We start from the raw sequence: 15,456 nt of genomic DNA, 5'->3' as shown, positions 1-15,456 counted from the left end.
GGCTGAATTACCGCCATTTCGTTAACCATTTGTTTCGGTAGCATCATGACCCAACCCTGGTATCGCCAATTCTGGCCCTGGTTCATCATCGCCCTCCCCTGTGCCGCCGTGGTAGGCAGCATCGCCACCGCCATCATTGCCAGCAAGGATGGGGTCAACCTGGTGGCGGAGGACTACTACAAGCAGGGCAAGGAGATTAACCAGGATCTCAGCAAGTTCGATCGCGCCGAGGCGCTCGGCATCCGTATCGCCCTCAATGTCAGCGACAAGGAGCTGACCTTGACTCCCCTGGCAGGGAAGATCCCACCAGGACAAGCACTGCACCTCTCCCTGTTTCATCCCACGTTGGCGGGCCTGGACAGCGAACATCTGCTGACGGCCGATGGCAAGGGAGTCTATCGCCTGATGCTGGACAAGCCCCTCACCGGCAAGTGGCACGTGCGGGTCGATGCCTTCAACCATGAATGGCGCCTCCAGGAGACGGCACAACTGCCGACTCAGGCAGCGATTGAGCTCGATCCCAAGGGACGTTGAATCACGAAGGCAGGGTGATCGGCACGCCGGTCAGCCGCCCTTCTCCCCGACCCGGCCTGCAGGGCTGCATCAAAGAGGGATGATCACCATGACCGGCTGTTTTCACTGTGGTGAACCGGTTCCCACTGGCAGTAACTTTACTCTCGAGATCAAAGGCATCGTTCAGCCGATGTGCTGCCCTGGCTGCCAGGCCGTGGCACAGACCATTCTCGAATGCGGCCTCGCCAGTTATTACGAACACCGCACCGCTCCCGGCATCAAGGGGGAGCTGGTGCCCGAAGAGCTCGCCGCCCTCACCCACTACGATCTGGCGGAGGTGCAGCAGGAGTTCGTCACCGACACCGGTACGGGTCGCGAAACGACGCGCGAGATCCAGCTGACGGTGGAAGGCTTGACCTGCGCCGCCTGTGCCTGGCTCATCGAGCGGCACCTGATGACCCTGCGCGGTCTGCGTTACATCAACGTCAATACCACCACCCATCGCGCCCGCATCAAGTGGGATCCGGCCCAACTCTCTTTGAGCGACATTCTCAAGGGCTTTGCCAGGGTCGGCTATCGCGCCTATCCCTTCCAGACTCATCAGCAGGAAGCACTCTACGCCAAAGAGGTGCGCAGCTACATGTTCCGCATGGCGCTGGCCGGGCTTGGATCCATGCAGGTGATGATGTGCGCCGTGGCACTCTACATGGACCTCTTCATCAGCGTGGAAGAGGAGTTCATGATCTACTTCAAGTGGATAAGCCTCCTGCTCTCCACCCCCATCATGATCTACTCGGCCCAGCCTTTTTACGTGGGGGCATGGCGCAGCCTGAAGCAGGGGCACCTCTCCATGGATGTCTCGGTGTCGCTGGCACTGATCGGCGCCTTCGTCGCCTCCATCTGGGCCACGGTCTTCAACACAGGTGAGGTCTATTACGACTCCATCACCATGTTCGTCTTCTTCCTGCTGTTGGGCCGTCTGCTGGAACTGCGAGCGAGGCGCAAGGCGTCGGAGTCGAGCTCCAACCTGGCGCGCCTGGTACCCATCATGGCAACCCGCATCGATGATGACGGCGAACACGAGGTGGCCGCCAAGACGCTGCGAGTTGGAGACAGGGTGCGGGTACTCGCAGGGGCCACTCTGCCAGCCGACGGCATCGTCACCCTGGGCCAGGCCAGCCTCAACGAATCCATGCTGACTGGCGAACAGTTGCCTCTGCTCAAGCAGGCCGGGGATCCCGTCTATGCAGGCACCATCAACACCGATGCCCCCCTGGAGATCCGGGTCAGCCATTCCATTGAAGAGTCGCGCCTGGCCCAGATCATGCGCCTGCAGGATCATGCTCTGGACGACAAGCCCGCCATAGCCCAACTGGCGGACGTGCTGTCGCGCCACTTTATCCTGGTGCTCCTGATCATTGCGGCTGCGGTCTGGACCTTCTGGCATTTTCATCAGCCCGAGCGGGCCTTCTGGGTCACCCTGGCGGTGCTGGTGGCGACCTGTCCCTGCGCCCTCTCGCTGGCCACCCCGACCGCACTGACCTCGGCCACTGCCAACCTGACCCGCAGCGGCATCCTGCTGCGCCGCGGCCACGTGCTGGACATTCTAACCCGGGCCAACCGCATCGTGATGGACAAGACGGGAACCCTGACCACGGGCAACATCAGCCTGGTGAGCACCCAGCCCCTCGGCGAGCTCGACGCAGCCCGCTGCCTCGCACTCGCCCATGCCCTGGAAACCTACTCCGAGCATCCCATCGCCCGTGCGTTTCGAAGCAAACCACTGGCGGACGGGGTGCAGCTCACCGCCAGCGACGTCACCCCCGTCATCGGCCACGGCGTGCAGGGAGTGATTGAGGGCAAGCATTACCGCATCGGCAGTGCACGCTGGCTCGAACTGGCGCAAGAAGAGAATGCCGTTCAAGGGCTGGCCATCTATCTGGCCGATGAACACGGCCTGCTGGCCCGTTTCATCCTGGCCGACACACTGCGCCCCGATGCGAAGGCACTGATCCAGGCCTTCAAGACGGCCGGCCTGCAAACCACCATCCTCACCGGCGACGGTTCGGACCAGGCGGACATGCTGGCCCGCGAGCTGGGGGTCGATGAGCTGGTAAAAGGGGTCACCCCGGATGGCAAGCTGGCCTATCTCAAGGCCCGGGAAGCGGCCGGGGATATCAGCATCATGGTGGGAGATGGCATCAACGACGCCCCTGTGCTGGCCGGCGCCCACGCGTCCTTTGCCATGGCGGGGGGCACGGATCTGGCCAAAAACAGTGCCGACGCCATCCTGCTGGCCGACGATCTCTCCCGTCTGCTGGCCGCCCGGGCCCTGGCCCTGCGCACTCGCAAGATCATCAAGGAGAACTTTGCCTGGTCCATCGGCTACAACCTGCTGGTGCTGCCGCTGGCGGCCAGTGGCTGGCTCCCCCCTTATCTGGCGGCGGCAGGCATGTCCCTGAGCTCCCTCATCGTGGTCACCAACTCCATGCGGCTCAACCGGTGAGCAGCCGTCTGGCATCCTCCCGGGTGGCGGCACCTCTTGCCTCGCCGGGTTATCATCCCCCTTTCACCACAGGGTCCGCACCTTGAACATCATCTTCGTCCTCATCCCCATCGCCATCCTGTTCGTTGTCATCGCCGGCGCCGTCTTCTTCTGGGCCATCCGCTCCGAGCAGTTCGAGGATCTCGACAGGCAGGGCTCCAACATCCTGTTTGACGAGGAGCAACGCCCCTTGCCCCCCCCTGAACAACAAGCAGAACAGGAAAGCAGGCCCCATGACCAGCAGCCTTGACCTCATGGGCGCCCTGCTGGTCGGGCTTGCCGGTGCCGGCCACTGTATCGGCATGTGCGGCGGCGTGTCCGCAGCGCTCTCCATGGCCATACCTACCGAGAAGCAGCATTTTTTGGGCAGGCTCGGTTATCTGCTCAACTACAACCTGGGGCGCATCCTGAGCTATGTGCTGGCGGGCGCGCTTGTGGGCGGCTTGCTCGCCACCACCACGGAGATAGGCGCTGGCAAACACGCCCTGGCAGGGCTTCGCCTCATCGCCGCCCTGCTGATGATAGCGCTCGGCCTCTACTTGGCTGGCTGGTGGCATGGCGTCTTGCTGCTCGAGCGCATCGGTGCGAAGTTCTGGCCTCTCATCAAGCCGCTGGCAGGCAGGTTTCTCCCGTTTACATCAGCCTGGCAGGCTCTCCCCTTTGGCATGATATGGGGCTGGCTCCCTTGCGGCCTCGTCTACTCCATGCTGACCTGGAGCGCTGCCGCAGGCTCCGCGAGTGGCGGGGCACTCATCATGCTCTTTTTCGGCCTCGGCACGCTGCCGACCCTGTTTGCGCTGGGGGGGCTGGCAGACCGATTGCGCTACTGGCTCACCCTGCGCAGCCTGCGCCTTGGGGGCGCCTTGCTGCTTATTGCCTACGGGATCCACACCCTCTGGATCGGGATGGCGTCCTTTTGAAACCCTATCCAAAATGGATGAGATGGTGGTAAACTTGTTTGATATAAATCAATTATTCATTTGAGCCTATGATCCCGGACAAGAAACCTGGCAGACGTATTCAGAGCGGTGGCTGTGCAATTCATTGCCAGGATTGCAGCATCAGCCAGCTCTGCATCCCCTTCACTCTGAACGACAACGAGCTTGATCAGCTGGACAGCATCATCGAGCGCAAAAAGCCGATCCAGAAGGGTGAAGAGTTGTTCAAGGCCGGCGATGAGCTCAAGTCGCTCTATGCCATACGTTCCGGGACCATCAAGTCATACACCATCACCGAACAGGGTGACGAACAGATCACCGCCTTCCACCTCGCCGGTGATCTGGTCGGTTTCGATGCCATCCACAAGCAGGCCCACCCCTCCTTCGCCCAGGCGCTGGAAACCGCCATGGTGTGTGAAATACCGTTCGATGTGCTCGACGACCTCTCTGGCAAGATGCCCAAACTGCGCCAGCAGATCATGCGGCTGATGAGCAACGAGATCATGGGCGACCAGGAGATGATACTGCTGCTCTCCAAAAAGAACGCCGAAGAGCGCCTCGCTGCCTTCCTGCACAATCTCTCGGTTCGTTTCTCCGAGCGCGGCTTCTCCGCCAAGGAGTTCCGCCTCTCCATGACCCGTGGGGACATCGGCAACTACCTCGGTCTCACTGTCGAGACCATCAGCCGCCTGCTGGGTCGTTTCCAGAAATCCGGTCTCATCAGCGTCAAAGGCAAATACATTACTGTACTGGACAACGTTGCTTTGGGCGTCATGGCCGGAGCCACTCGTCCTCCCTGCGGTTAATCCCCGTTTATTTCCTCTTTTGCCGGATCGGAGCACCCTGAAATTTGATCCGGCACACCTTCCCGCCTCCCCCCTTGGACTAAGCTGTAATAGCTAAAGAGTTGCCATCATTGGCCTTTTTGCCAAGGAGGAGAACATGGTCAAGTACCGAAACATTCTGGTGGTGATCAATCCCGAGGAGGAGCGCCAGATCGCGCTCGAGCGCGCGGTCAAGGTCGCCGAGCTGGATGAGGGCGCCCAGCTGACCCTGCTCCTGACGATTTACGACTTCTCTTACGAGATGACCGCCATGCTCTCGGCAGACGAGCGGGAAGAGATGCGCCATGGTGTCATCGCCCAACGTCGGGAGTGGCTCGACGAGATCCTCACTCCCTATCGGGCCAGAGGGCTGGAATGCGAAGTGAAAGTGCTCTGGCACAACCGTCCCTTCGAGTGCGTCATTCAGGAAGTGCTGGAGCAGCGTCACGATCTGGTCGTCAAGGCGACTCACAAGCACTCCTTCCTGCAAACTTTCATCTTCACCCCCACCGACTGGCACCTGCTGCGCAAATGCCCCTGTCCGGTTCTGCTGGTAAAAGAAGGGCACTGGCAACGGGGGGGCAACCTGATTGCCGCCATCAACTGCTCGAGCGATGACAAGGAGCAGAAGGTGCTCAACGAGCGGATCACCCGCGAGGGGATCGCCATCGCCGAGCTGCTTGGTGCCAGTCTCTATCTGGTCAACACCTACCCGGGCACTCCTGTCAATGTCGCCATCGAACTGCCAGAGTTCGATCCCAACGCCTACAACGATGCCATTCGCAAACACCATGAAGATCTGCTGCGGGAACATGCCGATCAGTTCGGCATCAACCACATGTGGACCAAGGTGGCGGAAGGCTTGCCGGAGGAGGTGCTGCCGGACATGGCGGACGATCTGAATGCCACCCTGATGATCATGGGATGCGTCGGCCGTACCGGCCTCTCTGCCGCCCTGCTTGGCAACACCGCCGAGCACGTGGTGGACAGGCTCAACTGCGACATTCTCATCCTCAAACCCGACGATTACAGCTGCCCTGTGGATGACAGGCGTCATCCTGCATAAGCGTTTCTTGCCCTCCCCCGGGACATGGCTATAATAAGCCGCTTATTTTTGTCCCGGGTTTGAGGCCATGCTAGAAGAGCTTAACGCCAAAGAGAAATACAGTTTCAACAAGCTGCAGAAACGCCTGCGACGCAACGTGGGCCAGGCCATCGCCGACTTCAACATGATTGAAGAGGGTGACAAGATCATGGTCTGCCTGTCTGGCGGCAAGGACAGCTTTGCCATGCTCGACATCCTGATGAGCCTGAAGGCCAGCGCCCCCATCCATTTCGATCTGGTGGCCGTCAATCTGGATCAGAAGCAACCCGGCTTCCCCGAGCACGTGCTGCCCGAATACCTGAGCACTCTCGGCATCGACTTCAAGATCGTGGAAGAAGATACCTACTCCATCGTCAAGGAGAAAGTACCGGAGGGCAAGACCACCTGCGCGCTCTGCTCCCGCCTGCGCCGCGGCATTCTGTATCGCACCGCCCAGGAGCTGGGCTGCACCAAGATCGCCCTTGGCCATCACCGTGACGACATCCTCGAGACCCTGTTCCTCAACATGTTTTACGGTGGCAAGCTCAAATCCATGCCCCCCAAGCTGGTGAGCGACGATGGCAAGAACGTGGTGATCCGCCCCCTGGCCTACTGCAAGGAGAAAGATCTGGTGCGCTATGCCGAGGTCAAGGCCTTCCCCATCATCCCCTGCAACCTGTGCGGCTCCCAGGAGAACCTGCAGCGCCAGGCCATCAAACAGATGATGCAGGAGTGGGATCGCCGCTTCCCGGGTCGTCTCGAGACCATGTTCACCGCCATTCAGGACGTGATCCCGAGCCACCTGCTCGATCACCAGCTGTTTGACTTCAAGAGCATCAACCGCGACTCCGGCATCATCGACGGTGGCGACAAGGCATTTGATCCGCCCGAGCTGCCCAAGGCGCCGCTGCTGGACATCGACGAGATGGACATGCTGGACGTGATTGAGGTGCGCTAAGCCCCGTCACCCACAGAAAAGGAGCGCCAGGCGCTCCTTTTTTCATTCTGGCAATCTGCGGACTCGGGTCGCTACCCCTTGTGCAGCCAGGGGGTCAGGCGCAGGATCTCCCCTTGCAGTTGCAGCTTGCCCTGGGCAAACCCCTTCAGCTGCGCATTGCTGAGCAGCAGTTGCCCCTGCTGCCAGGAGACGGCCTCCTGACGGGCACCCTCCACAAGGTAGGCTGTGCCTGCGGGCGCCACCATGGAGATCCGCACCCCTTCCATCTTGGGCAGGAAATACTGGCCGACCATGCCGGCCATCTTGTCGAGCAATCGCTGCATCTGCTGCTGGCGCGAGACGAGCTCGGCCAGCGGCACCTCGGGTGTGGCGGGGGCGTCGGCCATCACCTGTACCGACAGATCGCAGGCGGCGTGGGCCTCGGTGAGCCCCACCACCACGATCGCCTTGTCGAGGTTGAGATCATCGTCATAGGGCAGACGCAGTTCGCCATCCACCGTGACCTCGGCGGGCACATCCCTGTCCGGGGTCGAGACCCGGGCCGAGGTGAGACCGCAGCGCCGACCGTTCTGTTGACTGGCCAGATAAAAGCCCAGTCTGGCGTGGCCGAACTCCCCCTTGGCGAAGGTCTTCATCTGGCTGTAGAAGGTGCCGTAGTCGAGTTCAAGGGACGGCTCAGCCTGTCCCAGCATGGGTACCAGCAGAAGCGCCGCCATCCCGTATCGCTTGTTCATATGCCATCCTTTTGCATCATGCTCCCGGCGGGTCGACACCGGCTGACCCCTGGTATCCCGTTATGCGTTGAAATGATCCGGGCCCTGCCCGTCGTTGCCACTGGCAACCTCGGTCACTTCGACTGCCACCCCACACAGATCCCGGTAGAGAATGCCCTTGCAGTTGAAGTAGAGCGGCGCCACCCAGATAAGTCCCAGCCCCATGGGGATGAGCGCCAGGAAGAAGAGTGCCAGCATGACCCCGTGCAGCAGCACTATGCTGAGCCAGCCCCGGGCAAAGAGCTTGAGGGAGACCAGAATGGCCTGAGCCGGGGAAAGACCGCGCTCCAGCACCAGGGGCACGGTAAACACCAGCCCCATGCCCACCAGGGCGGAAGGGATGAAGGCCAGCATCACCGGCACGCCCAGCAGCTCGAACAGGGGGCCAAACAGGCTGGTGATGAGGCTGCCAAGCAGACTCAGGCTGCCCAGGCGCAGGAAGTGGCGAAAGAAGTCGAACACCTGGCTCGGCCGGGCGCGCACCCCCACCGACTGCTGCAACCCCAGCATGTCGAGGGAGGAGGTCATGGGTGACATGATCACCGTGACCAGCAGGCTCAGGATCAGGGCCATATCCATATCCCCTCCTTCACGGGCGACATAGGGCGTCAGCAAGGTATTGCTCAGCAGGATCCAGATTGCCATGACCCCGGCGATGGCCAGCGCCAATCCGAAACCGGTGCGACGAGTCTGTTGCCACCCCTCTTTCAACACCCCTTGCAGGTCCAGACGATATCCCTGGCTGAGGGACTGTTCGAGGGTTCCACCGATCCGCATTCTATTACTCAATTGACTGTCCAACATTCACTGACGACTGATCCAAGGTGGCACATTATAGCGGTTTGAACCGGCATGCGTAGCCGTTTTTCCTGTTATCTTCCGTTCAGAAAGCCATTGATACCAAAGGCCTTGCAGCCCTTCTTGATGAAGTTCCCCTCACCCTTGGCCCCTCTGTCCAACGGGAGTAGGATGATGGCGCGCGCTGGCGGACGAGATGTCCACTGGCTCTTCTCTCTCACACAAGGAAAACGGTCATGTCCGAACTGACGCTCTATCTTGCCCCGGGTACCTGTGCCATGGCGGTGCGCATCGCTCTGGTGGAGGCCGGTGCCCCTCACCTTGTCAAGCGCCTGGATCTGGCCGCTGGTGAACAGCGCAGCCCCGACTACCTCGCCATCAATCCCAAGGGGCGAGTCCCGGCACTGGTGACGGAGCATGGCGTGCTGACCGAAACACCGGCTCTGCTGCTCTACGTGGCCCAGCGTTTTCCTAACGCCGGGCTGGCCCCATTGGATGACCCCTTCCTCCTGGCCAGGATGCAGGAGGTACACAGTTTCCTCGTCTCCACCGTCCATGTCGCCCATGCCCATGGACGCCGTCCCGGCCGCTGGGCCGACGATGAACAGGCCATGGCTGCCATGCAAGCCAAGATGCCCCAGAACATGCGCGATGGCTTTGACCAGATTGAGCGCCACTATCTGGCCGGCCCCTGGGTACTGGGGGAGCGCTTCAGCCTGGCCGACATCTACCTCTTCGTGATTGCAGGCTGGCTCGAGAGCGACGGGGTTGCCATCAGCGAGTTTCCCAAGGTGGCGGATCACTATCAGCGCATGCTGGCCCGCCCCGCAGTCCAGGCGGCGCTCGCCCTCTGATCTCCTCGCGCCGGGTACGCCTTTTTGTACGGGCAACATCCGGCGACGCCTCTCAGACGGGTGCTCTTCTGGCACCCGTTTCTTCTGAAATTGCCCTGTCACTGAGATCGTTTTCACATTTTCGTCATCACTGCCTAGACCCGTTAACGGTTAACACCTATCTTTCGCCCTAATGACGCAACCGGTTGCGTAACCGATTGCCCAACTCAATATCCATATGCGGTCCCAGGCCGCCGAGGTGCTGTATGAAACGAGGCAAGCTGCTCAATGCTCCCTTAAGCGCGCTGGTCGCGCAGATGGGCCACACCGACGAGATCACCGTCTGCGACGCTGGCCTGCCCATTCCGGCAGGCCCCGAGCGCATCGATCTGGCGCTGATGGCGGGCACCCCTAGCCTTGAAACCGTACTGACCGCCCTGCTCACCGATCTGGTGGTGGAGAAGGTGATCATGGCAACAGAGATCAAGCAGATCAGTCCCGCCGCCCATCAGGCGCTGGTGGATCAGCTGGAGGCCCACGCCGCGGCTCAAGGCAAGCCCATCACCATCGAGTACTGCCTGCACGAAGCGTTCAAGGCTCGCTCCCGCCAGAGCAAGGCTATCGTGCGCAGCGGCGAGGTGACTCCCTACGCCAACCTGATCCTCTGCGCCGGTGTGGCGTTCTGAATTCTTCAAAGAAGGCCTCTTCAAGGAAGCTGCAAATGAGCACAACCTCCCCCCTCTCACCCATTCTGGAGCTGACCGGGATCGTCAAGACCTTCCCCGGGGTACGCGCCCTCGACGAAGCGGGTCTTCGGGTCTATCCGGGCCAGGTGATGGCCCTGCTCGGCGAAAATGGCGCTGGCAAGTCGACCCTGATGAAGGTGCTGACCGGCATCTACCAGGCCGATGCGGGCAGCATCAGCTATCGCGGACAGCCGGTTCACTTCAAGGGCCCCCGCGACTCCCAGGATCAGGGGATCAGCATTATCCACCAGGAGCTGAACCTGCTGCCGGAGCTGTCGATTGCCGCCAACATCTTCCTCGGCCGCGAACCGCGCACCCGTTTTGGCAGCATCGACCACAAGCAGCTGCGCGAACGGGCCAACACCCTGCTGGCACGGCTTGGCGTCAAACACGGCCCGGATACCCGACTCGGAAGTCTCTCCATCGGTGAACAGCAGATGGTGGAGATAGCCAAGGCGCTGTCGTTCGATGCCAGCGTCATCATCATGGACGAGCCCACCGATGCCCTCACCGACACCGAGACCGAGCAGCTCTTCACCGTCATTCGTGAACTGCGCGAGCAGGGGTGCGGCATCGTCTACATCTCCCATCGCTTGAAGGAGATCTTCGAAATCTGCGATCGGGTCACCGTGCTGCGGGATGGCAAGTGGATCGGCGAGCAGGCGGTGAGCGATCTGGATGAAGACAGGATCATCGAGATGATGGTGGGTCGCCGGCTGGAGGAGCAGTACCCGCGCCTCGCCCGCGAGCTTGGCCCGGTCAGCCTGCAGGTGAAGGATCTGGCTGGCCCCGGCGTGCGCGGGGTGAGTTTCTCCCTGCGTCAGGGGGAAATTCTGGGCTTTAGCGGCCTGATGGGCTCCGGCCGCACCGAGCTGATGAAGCTTATCTATGGCGCCAGCCCCATCAGCGCTGGCCAGGTGACGGTGGATGGCCACGCCCTGGTACCCAGAAGCCCGGCCGATGGTCTGGCCGCCGGCATCGCCTATATCTCCGAGGATCGCAAGGGCGACGGCCTGGTGCTGGAGCTGTCGGTGCGCGAAAACATGAGCCTGTGCGCCCTCGGCGAGTTCATTCGTGGCGGCAAGATTGACGGCAAGGCCGAGCGCCAGGCGGTAGGGGACTATGTGCGTCTGTTCAACATCAAGACCCCGAGTCAGGATCAGCTGATAAAACTGCTCTCCGGCGGCAACCAGCAGAAGGTGGCCATCGCCAAGGGGCTGCTGACCCGGCCCAAGGTGCTGATCCTGGATGAGCCGACCCGCGGCGTCGACGTGGGGGCGAAGAAGGAAATTTATCAGCTGATCAACCAGTTCAAGAAGGAGGGGATGAGCATCATCCTGGTCTCCTCCGAGATGCCGGAAGTGCTCGGCATGAGTGATCGCATCATGGTGATGCACGAAGGGCGCATCAGCGCAGAATTCAACACCCGCGATGCCAATCAGGAGAAGCTGATGGCAGCGGCAGTCGGTAAACAGTGGCAAGCAGAGCAAGAGGCAGCACAATGACAACCCAAACCCTTTCCCGCCGCGGCGTCATGAGCAAGGCCTGGTGGATCGAGAACAAGTCCCTGGTCGCGCTGCTGGTGCTGATCGGCGTGGTCTCTTTCCTGAGCCCCAACTTCTTCACCGCCGACAACCTGCTCAACATCCTGCGCCAGACATCGGTCAACGCCATCATGGCGGTCGGCATGACGCTGGTCATCCTGACCGCCGGCATCGATCTGTCGGTCGGCTCGGTACTGGCCCTGTGCGGCGCCCTGGCCGCCACCATGGTGGCCATGGAGCTGCCCATCGGCCTGGTGATCCCCCTCACCCTGGGTGCCGGCGCCCTGCTTGGCAGCATCAGCGGCCTCATCATCGCCAAGGGCAAGGTACAGGCGTTCATCGCCACCCTGGTCACCATGACCGCCCTGCGCGGCGTCACCATGGTCTACACCGAGGGGCGCCCCATCTCCACCGGCTTCAGTGACGGCGCCGATCACTTCGCCTGGCTCGGGACCGGCTACCTGCTGGGTCTGCCGGTGCCCATCTGGCTGATGGCCATCGTCTTCCTGCTGGCCTGGTACCTGCTCAACCACACTCGCCTGGGCCGCTACATCTATGCCCTCGGCGGCAACGAATCGGCCACCCGCCTCTCCGGTATCAATGTGGATCGGGTCAAGCTCGCGGTGTATGGTCTGTGCGGCATGCTGTCGGCACTGGCCGGGCTCATCGTCACATCCCGCCTCTCGTCCGCCCAGCCCACTGCCGGCATGGGGTACGAGCTGGATGCCATCGCCGCCGTGGTGCTGGGGGGCACCAGCCTGATGGGGGGCAAGGGCCGCATCATGGGAACCCTGATCGGTGCCCTCATCATCGGCTTCCTCAACAATGCCCTCAACCTGCTCGACGTCAGCTCCTATTACCAGATGATCGCCAAGGCCAGCGTGATTTTGCTTGCCGTGATGATCGATAACAAAAGCAACCGTTAACAAGCCACGCCACACACAAGGAATGAAATGATGAAAAAGCTCAATACCCTGCTCGCTGCCGCCATCATGTCCGTGCTGGGCACCGCCCAAGCCGCGGATCACACCCTGGCGATGGTGGTCTCCACCCTCAACAACCCCTTCTTCGTCACCATGAAGGAGGGCGCCGAAGCCAAGGCCAAGGAGCTTGGCTACGAGCTGGTGGTGCTTGACTCCCAGAACGACCCGGCCAAGGAGCTCTCCAACGTGGAAGATCTCACCGTGCGCAAGGTCAACGCCATCCTGATCAACCCGACCGACTCCGAAGCGGTGGGCAACGCCATTCGCCTGGCCAACAAGGCGAACATCCCGGTGCTGACCCTGGACCGCGGCGCAGCCCAGGGTGACGTCAAGGCTCACATCGCCTCCGACAACGTGGCTGGTGGCAAGCTGGCTGGCGACTTCATCGCCGAGAAGCTGGGCAGCGGTGCCAAGGTGATCCAGCTGGAAGGGATCGCAGGTACCTCCGCCGCCCGTGATCGCGGCGAAGGCTTCGCCCTGGCGGTCACCGCCAACAAGCTGCAGGTGCTGGCCTCCCAGCCCGCCGACTTTGATCGCACCAAGGGTCTGAACGTCATGGAGAACCTGCTGGCCGCCCATCCGACCGTGCAGGCAGTGTTCGCCCAGAACGACGAGATGGCGCTGGGTGCCATCCGCGCCGTGCAGGCCGCTGGCAAAGAGGTGATGATCGTGGGCTTTGACGGCACCGACGATGGCAAAGCCGCCGTGGCCAAGGGTAAACTGGCCGCCACCGTGGCCCAGCAGCCCGCCCTCATCGGCGCCATCGGCGTGGAAACCGCCGACAAGGTGCTCAAGGGTCAACCGGTGGAAAAATCCATCCCGGTACCGCTGCAAATCGTCAACAAGTAAGTTGTTGGGGGAGGTTCGCCTCCCCTCTCTTTTTCCGCCAGTGCCCCCTGGTCTGGGCCCACCCAGACCAGGATGTACTCAACCAAGGGTGATAGGAATGAATCGTCTCGTAGTCCTCGGCAGCGTGAATGCGGATCATGTGCTGCGCGTCCCCCACTTTCCCCGCCCCGGTGAAACTCTGACCGGCCACAGCTATCAGGTGGTGCCCGGCGGCAAGGGCGCCAACCAGGCGGTGGCCGCCGCCCGCCTCGGCGCCCCTGTCTCCTTCATCGCCCGCATCGGTGATGATGCCATCGGCCACCAGATGAAAACCGGGTTTGCCAACGACGGCATCGATGTCAGCGCCGTCGAACTCGACCCCAGGCTCCCCACCGGCATCGCCATCATCTATGTGAGCGACGAGGGGGAGAACAGCATCGGCATCTCCGCCGAAGCCAATGGCGCCCTCACCCCGACTGTGGTGCAAGGTCACGAGGCGATGATCGCCGCCGCCCACACCCTGCTGCTGCAACTGGAAGTGCCGCTCGAGAGCGTGGAGGAAGCGGCCCGTCTGGCCCGTGCCCACGGCACCCGGGTGGTACTCAACCCCGCCCCCGCGCGCCCGCTCTCAAGGGATCTGCTGGCGCTGGTGGATCTCATCACCCCCAACCAGACCGAGGCCGAGCTGCTGACCGGCGTCAAGGTGACCGACGAAGCGAGCGCCCGGGAGGCTGCCGCCCGCTTCCACCAGATGGGCATCGGTGAGGTGATGATCACCCTGGGGTCGCAGGGGGTCTATTGCAGCAAGGGGCAGCAACAGGCGCTCATGCCGGGTTTTCGGGTCAAGGCGATGGATACCACGGCGGCCGGGGATACCTTCAACGGCGCCTTCCTGGCGGCCGAGCTCGCCGGCGCCGACTTTGACGCGGCCGTACGCTTTGCCCACGGGGCGGCGGCACTCTCCGTCACCCGGTTTGGTGCCCAGAGCTCCATCCCGAGCAAGCAGGAGGTCGATGCCTTCCTCCTTGAACAGACTGCGCAGGGGCACTGATGGCCAATATCAAGGAGGTGGCCGCGCTGGCGGGGGTGTCGACCACCACTGTCTCCCACGTCATCAACGAGACCCGCTTCGTCGCCGAGGAGACCCGTGAGCGGGTCTTCGCCGCCATGCGCGATCTCAACTATGCCCCGAGCCTGGTGGCCCGCAGCCTCAAGGTAAAGGAGACCAACAGCATCGGCATGCTGGTCACCACCTCCAGCAACCCCTTCTTCGCCGAGGTGGTGCGCGGGGTGGAGCGCTACTGCTTCGAGCAGGGTTACAACCTGATGCTGGGCAACACCGAAGGACAGGCCGAGACGGCGCTCTCCTACCTCAAGATGATGCTCAGGAAACGGGTCGACGGCCTGCTCATCATGTGCAGTGAAGGGCAGCAGGAGGTGTTCAACCAGCTCGACTGGCTCAAGAGCCTGCCGGTCGTGGTGATGGACTGGGGCATGGAGAACGGCGAGGTGGATCTCATCGCCGACAACTCCCATCGCGGCGGCTACCTGGCAACCCGCCATCTGCTGGGGCTGGGTCACACTGCCATCGGTTGCATCACGGGCCCCCACAGCCGCGCCCCGGCCAACCAGCGCCAGGCGGGTTTCGAGCAGGCGATGCAGGAGGCCGGGCTCACCGTCAATCCGGGCTGGATCCAGGAGGGAGACTTTGACTGCGCCAGCGGTGCCGCCGCCATGACCCGCCTGCTGGCACTGCCAGAGCGTCCAACCGCGCTGTTTGTCTGCAACGACATGATGGCCATGGGGGTCATCAGTGCCGCCCATCAGGCGGGGCTGGTGATCCCCCGCGATCTCTCCATCGTCGGCTATGACAACGTGGCGCTGGCCCAGTTCATGTCCCCCCCGCTCACCACGGTCAATCAACCGAAAGAGGAGCTGGGCCGCCTCGCCGTCACCCGGCTGCTGGCGCGCATCAACGGCGAGCCCATCGCAAACCGCATGATCACCGTGGATCCGGACCTGGTGATCAGACACTCCTGCGCTCCCTTTTCCTCACCGGACAGCAAACCAGTTTAAGTGCCAGCAAGCA

The 15,456-nt window shown here is 62.1% G+C and carries 16 protein-coding genes; 14 read left to right on the top strand and 2 right to left on the bottom strand.

Translation table 11 applies throughout. The annotated features are described in order from the left end of the window. Positions 1-45: 45 nt before the first annotated feature. The 7 genes from I6L48_RS13860 to ttcA all read left to right on the top strand — a co-directional run bounded on the left by I6L48_RS13860 (position 46) and on the right by ttcA (position 6,862). Complete coding sequence (locus I6L48_RS13860; RefSeq protein WP_039040784.1) at positions 46-534, top strand: FixH family protein; 489 nt, start codon at positions 46-48, stop codon at positions 532-534. 88 nt (positions 535-622) lie between these two features. After that, positions 623-3,019, top strand: a complete 2,397-nt coding sequence (locus I6L48_RS13855; protein WP_113070646.1) for a heavy metal translocating P-type ATPase — start codon at positions 623-625, stop codon at positions 3,017-3,019. A gap of 82 nt (positions 3,020-3,101) precedes the next feature. Beyond that, positions 3,102-3,308 (top strand): cbb3-type cytochrome oxidase assembly protein CcoS, encoded by a 207-nt coding sequence (gene ccoS, locus I6L48_RS13850; RefSeq protein ID WP_045524885.1) that lies wholly within the window; start codon positions 3,102-3,104, stop codon positions 3,306-3,308. Continuing rightward, a complete protein-coding gene (locus tag I6L48_RS13845; protein WP_113070249.1) occupies positions 3,292-3,978 on the top strand; it encodes a sulfite exporter TauE/SafE family protein in 687 nt (228 codons plus the stop codon). Before ccoS ends, I6L48_RS13845 begins: the two co-directional genes overlap by 17 nt. Positions 3,979-4,046: 68 nt before the next feature. Next, on the top strand, positions 4,047-4,802 hold the full coding sequence (locus I6L48_RS13840; RefSeq protein ID WP_041215139.1) for an FNR family transcription factor: 756 nt from the start codon (positions 4,047-4,049) through the stop codon (positions 4,800-4,802). Between the two features lie 136 nt (positions 4,803-4,938). Continuing rightward, positions 4,939-5,886 (top strand): universal stress protein UspE, encoded by a 948-nt coding sequence (gene uspE / locus I6L48_RS13835; RefSeq protein ID WP_039040780.1) that lies wholly within the window; start codon positions 4,939-4,941, stop codon positions 5,884-5,886. 67 nt (positions 5,887-5,953) lie between these two features. Further along, positions 5,954-6,862: a tRNA 2-thiocytidine(32) synthetase TtcA gene (gene ttcA, locus I6L48_RS13830; RefSeq protein ID WP_010674783.1), complete on the top strand. Its 909-nt coding sequence runs from the start codon at positions 5,954-5,956 to the stop codon at positions 6,860-6,862. A gap of 71 nt (positions 6,863-6,933) precedes the next feature. Here ttcA and I6L48_RS13825 read toward each other — a convergent pair whose 3' ends face one another. Together I6L48_RS13825 and I6L48_RS13820 are read right to left on the bottom strand one after the other, a co-directional pair. Then, a complete protein-coding gene (locus I6L48_RS13825; RefSeq protein ID WP_042017087.1) occupies positions 6,934-7,596 on the bottom strand; it encodes a DUF2987 domain-containing protein in 663 nt (220 codons plus the stop codon). 60 nt (positions 7,597-7,656) lie between these two features. Further along, positions 7,657-8,412, bottom strand: coding sequence for a hypothetical protein (locus tag I6L48_RS13820; RefSeq protein ID WP_162726197.1), 756 nt, complete (start codon positions 8,410-8,412; stop codon positions 7,657-7,659). Between the two features lie 257 nt (positions 8,413-8,669). Between I6L48_RS13820 and I6L48_RS13815 the strand changes: the two genes are divergently transcribed. The 7 genes from I6L48_RS13815 (at position 8,670) to I6L48_RS13785 (ending at position 15,443) form a co-directional block, all read left to right on the top strand. Further along, a complete protein-coding gene (locus I6L48_RS13815) occupies positions 8,670-9,287 on the top strand; it encodes a glutathione S-transferase family protein (protein ID WP_039040777.1) in 618 nt (205 codons plus the stop codon). Between the two features lie 245 nt (positions 9,288-9,532). Beyond that, positions 9,533-9,952 carry a D-ribose pyranase gene (rbsD, locus tag I6L48_RS13810; protein WP_113070245.1) on the top strand — a complete coding sequence of 140 codons (420 nt, stop codon included), beginning with the start codon at positions 9,533-9,535 and terminating at the stop codon, positions 9,950-9,952. A gap of 35 nt (positions 9,953-9,987) precedes the next feature. Then, entirely contained in the window at positions 9,988-11,517 is a 1,530-nt protein-coding gene (rbsA, locus tag I6L48_RS13805; protein ID WP_216987340.1) for a ribose ABC transporter ATP-binding protein RbsA, read from the top strand. Then, positions 11,514-12,482 (top strand): ribose ABC transporter permease, encoded by a 969-nt coding sequence (gene rbsC / locus I6L48_RS13800; protein ID WP_039040774.1) that lies wholly within the window; start codon positions 11,514-11,516, stop codon positions 12,480-12,482. The genes rbsA and rbsC overlap by 4 nt, the downstream gene beginning before the upstream one ends. A gap of 30 nt (positions 12,483-12,512) precedes the next feature. Then, the gene (rbsB, locus tag I6L48_RS13795; RefSeq protein WP_010674790.1) at positions 12,513-13,388 is read left to right on the top strand and encodes a ribose ABC transporter substrate-binding protein RbsB; all 876 of its coding nucleotides are present in this window, start codon (positions 12,513-12,515) and stop codon (positions 13,386-13,388) included. Positions 13,389-13,485: 97 nt separating this feature from the next. Next, positions 13,486-14,418 (top strand): ribokinase, encoded by a 933-nt coding sequence (gene rbsK / locus I6L48_RS13790; RefSeq protein WP_113070243.1) that lies wholly within the window; start codon positions 13,486-13,488, stop codon positions 14,416-14,418. Then, complete coding sequence (locus I6L48_RS13785) at positions 14,418-15,443, top strand: substrate-binding domain-containing protein (RefSeq protein WP_041211440.1); 1,026 nt, start codon at positions 14,418-14,420, stop codon at positions 15,441-15,443. Before rbsK ends, I6L48_RS13785 begins: the two co-directional genes overlap by 1 nt. Positions 15,444-15,456 lie beyond the last annotated feature (13 nt).

Source organism: Aeromonas sp. FDAARGOS 1418 (assembly GCF_019048585.1).
Lineage (GTDB): Bacteria > Pseudomonadota > Gammaproteobacteria > Enterobacterales > Aeromonadaceae > Aeromonas > Aeromonas caviae.
This window is presented reverse-complemented; position numbering and strand designations above follow the sequence as displayed.

What these genes read in the sequence shown, in the direction of transcription:
- I6L48_RS13860 (WP_039040784.1), top strand. Translation starts at nt 46, where the DNA reads ATGACCCAACCCTGGTATCGCCAATTCTGGCCCTGGTTCATCATCGCC.
- I6L48_RS13855 (WP_113070646.1), top strand. Translation starts at nt 623, where the DNA reads ATGACCGGCTGTTTTCACTGTGGTGAACCGGTTCCCACTGGCAGTAAC.
- I6L48_RS13845 (WP_113070249.1), top strand. Translation starts at nt 3,292, where the DNA reads ATGACCAGCAGCCTTGACCTCATGGGCGCCCTGCTGGTCGGGCTTGCC.
- I6L48_RS13840 (WP_041215139.1), top strand. Translation starts at nt 4,047, where the DNA reads ATGATCCCGGACAAGAAACCTGGCAGACGTATTCAGAGCGGTGGCTGT.
- uspE (WP_039040780.1), top strand. Translation starts at nt 4,939, where the DNA reads ATGGTCAAGTACCGAAACATTCTGGTGGTGATCAATCCCGAGGAGGAG.
- ttcA (WP_010674783.1), top strand. Translation starts at nt 5,954, where the DNA reads ATGCTAGAAGAGCTTAACGCCAAAGAGAAATACAGTTTCAACAAGCTG.
- I6L48_RS13825 (WP_042017087.1), bottom strand. Translation starts at nt 7,596, where the DNA reads ATGAACAAGCGATACGGGATGGCGGCGCTTCTGCTGGTACCCATGCTG.
- I6L48_RS13820 (WP_162726197.1), bottom strand. Translation starts at nt 8,412, where the DNA reads ATGCGGATCGGTGGAACCCTCGAACAGTCCCTCAGCCAGGGATATCGT.
- I6L48_RS13815 (WP_039040777.1), top strand. Translation starts at nt 8,670, where the DNA reads ATGTCCGAACTGACGCTCTATCTTGCCCCGGGTACCTGTGCCATGGCG.
- rbsD (WP_113070245.1), top strand. Translation starts at nt 9,533, where the DNA reads ATGAAACGAGGCAAGCTGCTCAATGCTCCCTTAAGCGCGCTGGTCGCG.
- rbsA (WP_216987340.1), top strand. Translation starts at nt 9,988, where the DNA reads ATGAGCACAACCTCCCCCCTCTCACCCATTCTGGAGCTGACCGGGATC.
- rbsC (WP_039040774.1), top strand. Translation starts at nt 11,514, where the DNA reads ATGACAACCCAAACCCTTTCCCGCCGCGGCGTCATGAGCAAGGCCTGG.
- rbsB (WP_010674790.1), top strand. Translation starts at nt 12,513, where the DNA reads ATGAAAAAGCTCAATACCCTGCTCGCTGCCGCCATCATGTCCGTGCTG.
- rbsK (WP_113070243.1), top strand. Translation starts at nt 13,486, where the DNA reads ATGAATCGTCTCGTAGTCCTCGGCAGCGTGAATGCGGATCATGTGCTG.
- I6L48_RS13785 (WP_041211440.1), top strand. Translation starts at nt 14,418, where the DNA reads ATGGCCAATATCAAGGAGGTGGCCGCGCTGGCGGGGGTGTCGACCACC.